Annotated in this window: 4 protein-coding genes; 3 read left to right on the top strand and 1 reads right to left on the bottom strand. The window is 51.6% G+C overall.

The genetic code is table 11. The features are described from left to right. Nucleotides 1-2,274: ligand-binding sensor domain-containing protein (locus IQ235_RS17935; RefSeq protein ID WP_264322783.1), on the bottom strand; the 2,274-nt coding region annotated here is incomplete at its 3' end. Nucleotides 2,275-3,495: 1,221 nt separating this feature from the next. On the opposite strand from IQ235_RS17935, the gene IQ235_RS17930 reads away from it, so the two are divergent. The 3 genes from IQ235_RS17930 to IQ235_RS17920 form a co-directional block, all read left to right on the top strand. After that, nucleotides 3,496-3,993 carry a DUF2231 domain-containing protein gene (locus IQ235_RS17930; RefSeq protein WP_264322782.1) on the top strand — a complete coding sequence of 166 codons (498 nt, stop codon included), beginning with the start codon at nucleotides 3,496-3,498 and terminating at the stop codon, nucleotides 3,991-3,993. Continuing rightward, on the top strand, nucleotides 3,990-4,643 hold the full coding sequence (locus tag IQ235_RS17925; RefSeq protein WP_264322781.1) for a DUF2231 domain-containing protein: 654 nt from the start codon (nucleotides 3,990-3,992) through the stop codon (nucleotides 4,641-4,643). Before IQ235_RS17930 ends, IQ235_RS17925 begins: the two co-directional genes overlap by 4 nt. A gap of 5 nt (nucleotides 4,644-4,648) precedes the next feature. Next, on the top strand, nucleotides 4,649-5,381 hold a 733-nt coding region (locus IQ235_RS17920), incomplete at its 3' end, for a cytochrome c oxidase subunit II (RefSeq protein WP_264322780.1).

Below are 5,381 nucleotides of genomic sequence, written 5' to 3'. Positions count from 1 at the left end.
GAGGGGGCTGGCGTAGGAATCGGCCGCAAAGTCGAGGGTTATCAAAAGATCGCGGTGGGTGAGCCGCAGCTTGTCGAGGTGGTGGATGTGGGTGGGGATTTCTCGCCCTTCGGGTGTTGGCGAAATAGGGACGGGTTGGTTGTCGAGCAGCAGGTTTCGCAGCATCACCCGTGGCTTTTCGATCTCGCGCGCGCTTGTATCGGCATTTCGATCGATGCGATCGGGCTGAAAATAAATCAGTCCCCCCACGCCGCCCAAATAGAGCTGCTCCCCATCGAACAGACTCGACCCGATGGCATATTCCAAAACCTGTATTCCTTGGGCGGCATGAAACCGTTTGACGTTTTTTTCTTGAGGGTCGTAACGCACTAAGCCGTTATTTTTACCCAACCAAACATTTCCCCTCTTATCGGTTTCAATACTTAAAACTTTGCCGAGAATCGAAGACTCGTCGCCACCGATACGCTCGAAGCGATCGTCGGCCATCCAACGGTTCAGTCCCGTGGAAGTGCCCACCCAAAGTTGACCCTGGGAATCTTCGTGGAGCGAGAGAATATCATTGCCGCTCAGACTCTCTGGCTTTTGGGGATCGTGAGTGAGTTTGGTGAGGCTTTGGGTACTCAAATCGAGCCGAAATAGCCCTTGAATGCTGCCGATCCACAGGAGGTTATCCCCACTGGCGAGTAAGCTGGAAATCTTCAGATTCTCTAGCTCTGGCAGCCCTCGATCCGCACCGTAGCGAACGAAGCGGTTTCGTTTGGCATCATAGTGGCTCAGACCGTTAAACCCTGCAAACCAAAGCCGGCCCGCGGCATCTTGGTCGATCGCGTACACCCGTTCGCTACCGATAGTCGCCTCATCGGTGGCAATATACGGAAAATGCTCGAACTTTTCGGTGGCGGGATCGAATCGAATCGCTCCTTCAAAGCGCGTTCCCAACCAAAGTATCCCCGATTGGGTTTCGTAAATCGTCATAATCCAGTTGACCGGTAAGCTGGTGGCATCGTTGGAGCGATGGGTGTAGTGTGCGAGCTGGGTTGTCGTTTCCATGTTGTATTTGTACAGACCCGCTTTGGTGGCAATCCAAAAAACATCGGGCTGCCGGCGACTGCGATGGATCGACCACACCACATCTCCCAACAAACTGTGGCGATCTCCCGTATTGCCGATGTATTTAAAATCGCTGTGGGACGAAAATTTATCCAGGGTCTGCCCGGTGCCAATCCACAGTTGCCCGGTGCGATCTTCAAATAAATGCACCACATCGTTGGAACCCAAACTCGAAGGGATGAGCGGATTGTGATAAATTCGGCCAAAGCGCTGCTTTGCTTCGAGATATTGATTGAGACCGTTGCGGGTGGCAACCCACAATTGACCGTCACTGTCTCGCAAGGTGTGAGTGACGGCGTTATAGCTAAGGGAACCGACAGTACCATCGCTTTTGAGGTTATCCTCCTTGCTGAGACTCTGCGCTCGAAAATGCTGGAGAACTCGGCCGTTGCGATCTAACTCGTACAAACCGTAGTTGGTACTCAGCCAGGTCGATCCCGAAGCTTCGTGGCGGATGTGATTGACTCCGACTTCGGTGGGAGGAATTTTCGCGTCGTAGGTGAAATGCTCGAAGGTTCGATCGGCGAGGGTAAATAGAACGAGACCCTCTCCGGTACCGATCCAAATTCGACCGCGATCGTCTTTGGCTAGAGAAGTCGTCGTGCGATAGAATTTTGCCTGTAAGTCGAACGGACCGGTGCGATCGCGCACGTACTCGATTTGACCGTTCCCTTCAGGATCGAACATCCCCATTCCTGGATAGCCATCAACCGACAGCCACAGGCGACCTTTCTCATCTTCGACAATATCGGTAATTCGGTTGAGTGTTGGCACCCCGGCGCGCTCGGCATCAAGTAAAAATCGCTCGAAGCGTTGTAAGGCTGGATCGAATCGATGCAATCCCGAAATCGTGCCCACCCATAGCGTCCCGGCACGATCTACGTAGGTTGAAGAAATATCGCTATCGGCAAGGGAATAGGGATTTTGAGGGTCGTGTTCGTAAACTTCAAATTCGTACCCATCGTATACGTTGAGTCCCTCTTGAGTTCCAATGTAGAGTAACCCTTCTCGACTCTGGCTAATGTCTTTGACTGTATTTTGGGATAGACCGTCGGCTACCGAAAGATGGGTAAAGGCTTGACCTGAGGCGATCGAATAGAAACCCAACAGGTGTACCCAACAGATTGCTAATCCCCCGATCGTGAAAGACCGTACAATTCCCATGTCATCATTGCACCAAGGCTTTAATCTTCTAAAGTAGAGCCTACACGAAGTCTCTAAGCGTTTGGGACATCGACGGTGCTAGTTTTCCACCACATTGCTTTTAATGAGTTAGGGTAGTGCCCCTGTGCCGACCCCGTACGGTCAGGGTAAGGGTAACCACACCACGGGGGATACCCCGATAAAATTACCCGTTATCATTTCTCAAGTGTAGTTTCTAGCAAGTTTGCCCCATGACAAGATCGAGTGTTACCGTGTCAGTTTTATTGCCTAACTTAAAAGGTATCGCGATCTCCTCTCTGGTTATAACATCGGGATGATGGCGGAGGAAATGATAGGGGGGCGGGGGAGAAGACATATCCTCGAATCGCGCGCCTGGGAATTTGAAATGTTTCCTCGGTTTGCCTGTGCTAGCAACGGCAGCTCTCGATTCGATCTCCCCCACTCCTTTCGCCCGAACGAATCTGACAAATTGTCAAAGAACTTTAATTCTAAATAAAGCCTAAAAGTTCTCGATCGATGGTTTCTTTATACGGGTTTTTTGCCTAAAATAAGAACAGACTGAAAACCATAAATTCAGTTGAAGCCCTACACCGATCGCGAACATAATATCCAACGCGACCGCACATCTTCTAGCCCCAACTCTAGTCCGTTCGATGAGTTGACAAGCTTCGTTTATCTGTCTGTTGCGATATCGATCGATCGCATCCAACTCTCAAGAAATTTTTGTCCGCTCTAGGGTCTGTCATCAGTTAGCCGTACGATCCAGACTGGGCATCAGTTCTGGCGCTCAAATCTTTTTTTGTCCGATCGCCACCCAATCCTTGCTCTGAAAGGCTTCTAGATTTAACTGATGACACGCCCTAGTTTTTAAACCTTCTAAAGTAAATTCTCGTCTGTCGTCTTGCGCCAAAGTTCCACTGTTCCTAGGATCTGGCAGCAAAATAGGGTTGGAAATAATTGCCAGCCGAATGTCAGAAAATGTTTTGAAGACGAGAATGCAATTGCCCGAAACCACAGAAAAAAAACATGAATTCAGTTCAAATCAAACCGCAGCAATTTTTTGTTATCTTAGCGCTTTTTAGCGTCAACATCTTGCTATTCTTTGTCTTGATTTCACAATGGAATATCGCTTCTTTTTTCTCGTTTTAGAAAAAGTTGTGGCGATCGAAACCTCGATCCCTTCTTGAGACCTTATAGATTAAATCCGTTGTGAGGATTGCGATGCTAGAATACCTTCCTCCACTCAACGACCACAATTTGCCCTATCCCGATACGATCCATCCGATCGTGGTGCATTTTGTCATTGCCATGGTGTTATTCGCCGTTATCTGCGATTTCATCGGCTATTTAACCCGAAATTCTCGCTTGTACGAAGTTAGCTGGTGGAATCTGGTATTTGCCACGGTTTCGGTTTTCATCGCCATTATCTTCGGTCAAGTCGAAGCGGGACTCGCCAGCCCCTACGGAAAGGCCGTCACCGATTTAAACCTGCATACTCTGATTGGCTGGTCGCTGTCGGGGGTGCTGGCGGCAGTGACCGGTTGGCGCTACATCATCCGCCTGCGAACGCCGCAGAAGCTACCCCTACCGTTTCTCGGCATGGGAGTCGTACTGTTCGCCCTGGTGTGCTTCCAAGTTTACCTGGGGGATAAGCTGGTTTGGATCTACGGTTTGCACACCGGACCGGTGGTGGAAGCGGCGCGGGAGGGCATTTTATGATGGCGATGCCAATTGTCCCCCTAGTGCAAATACCCTTGCAAAGACCCTTGCAAATGCCCTTAGCCGAAATCGGCGCCAACGGTCTTCCTTACGCGATCCCCATTCATCCCAACCTCGTCCACCTAACTCTGGGATTGTTTATCGTCGCCATCGGCTTCGATATCGTTGGAGTCCTGTTCCCCTTAGAAAAGCCCGTCTTCAAGTTTCTGGCGATTCCCGCCACCCGGACGAACTTGTTCGATGTCGGCTGGTACAACATGGTGGCAGCGGCGATCGTCACCTTCTTCACCGTGGCCGCCGGGTTCTACGAAATCCTGCTAGCCGACCCCCCAGCAGAGGTCACCAGTCCTTGGGGATTGGGGGCGACAAGTACCATGCTGTGGCACGGTGTCGGCGGCGTGGCGCTACTGGCGCTGATGGTGGCGATGACGGTGTGGCGTGGCTTCCAGCGCTATGTCTGGCGGCAAGAGAAACCGCGACAGGTGCAGTGGAGTTACATCCTCGCCGGACTGGGGATTTTCGCCCTCATGTTCCTCCACGGAACCCTAGGTGCCCATTTGGCGGCGGATTTCGGGGTTCACATCAGTGCCGATCGCCTGTTGAGATCGGGAGTTGATGCCAACGCCATCATCAACCAATTGGGACAATAATCGCCATGGAACGACGCACGATTTTCACCCTCATTGCCCTGGCCTTCGTCGCCGCCCTCATTAGTCTTTGGATGGGGCAGCAGGCCTATGGTTGGATGCCCCCCCAAGCCTCCGCCGAATCGATCCTGGTGGATAACCTGTTCAGTTTCCTCGTCACCCTGGGAACCTTTATTTTTCTGGGGGTGACGGGGACTCTAGCTTATTCGATCGCTTTTCAACAAGCGGGTAAGTACGAAGTGGGCGATGGTCCTCCCGTTGAAGGCAACATCAAACTCGAGGTGATATGGACGGCAATTCCCTTCGTTTTAGTGATGTGGATCGCCTTCTACAGCTACAAAATTTACGATCGCATGGGAATTCTCGGGGATATCGATCGCTCCTCGGAGTCGGCGGCAGTTGAGGTGGCCGCTGATGGAGAAACCCCCATCCAAGTGTACGCCCGTCAGTGGGCTTGGGAATTTCACTATCCCGATCGCAACGTCACCAGTACCGAACTCCACCTACCGGTGAACCAACGGGCGAAATTTAAACTGATCTCCGAAGATGTCATTCACGGCTTCTTCATCCCCGCCTTCCGCGTCAAACAAGATAGCGTACCGGGGGAAACCATCAACTTCGAGTTAACCCCCATTCGCGAAGGACGCTACCGACTGCGGGACTCCCAATACAGCGGAACTTATTTTGGGGCCAATCAAACCAACGTGGTGGTGGAGTCCCCCGAAGAATACGAAGCCTGGT

Source organism: Zarconia navalis LEGE 11467 (assembly GCF_015207075.1).
GTDB lineage: Bacteria > Cyanobacteriota > Cyanobacteriia > Cyanobacteriales > Geitlerinemataceae > Zarconia > Zarconia navalis.
Note: the sequence above shows the minus strand (reverse complement) of the source record. Positions and strands in the feature narration are given on the sequence as shown.

What these genes read in the sequence shown, in the direction of transcription:
- IQ235_RS17925 (WP_264322781.1), top strand. Translation starts at nt 3,990, where the DNA reads ATGATGGCGATGCCAATTGTCCCCCTAGTGCAAATACCCTTGCAAAGA.
- IQ235_RS17930 (WP_264322782.1), top strand. Translation starts at nt 3,496, where the DNA reads ATGCTAGAATACCTTCCTCCACTCAACGACCACAATTTGCCCTATCCC.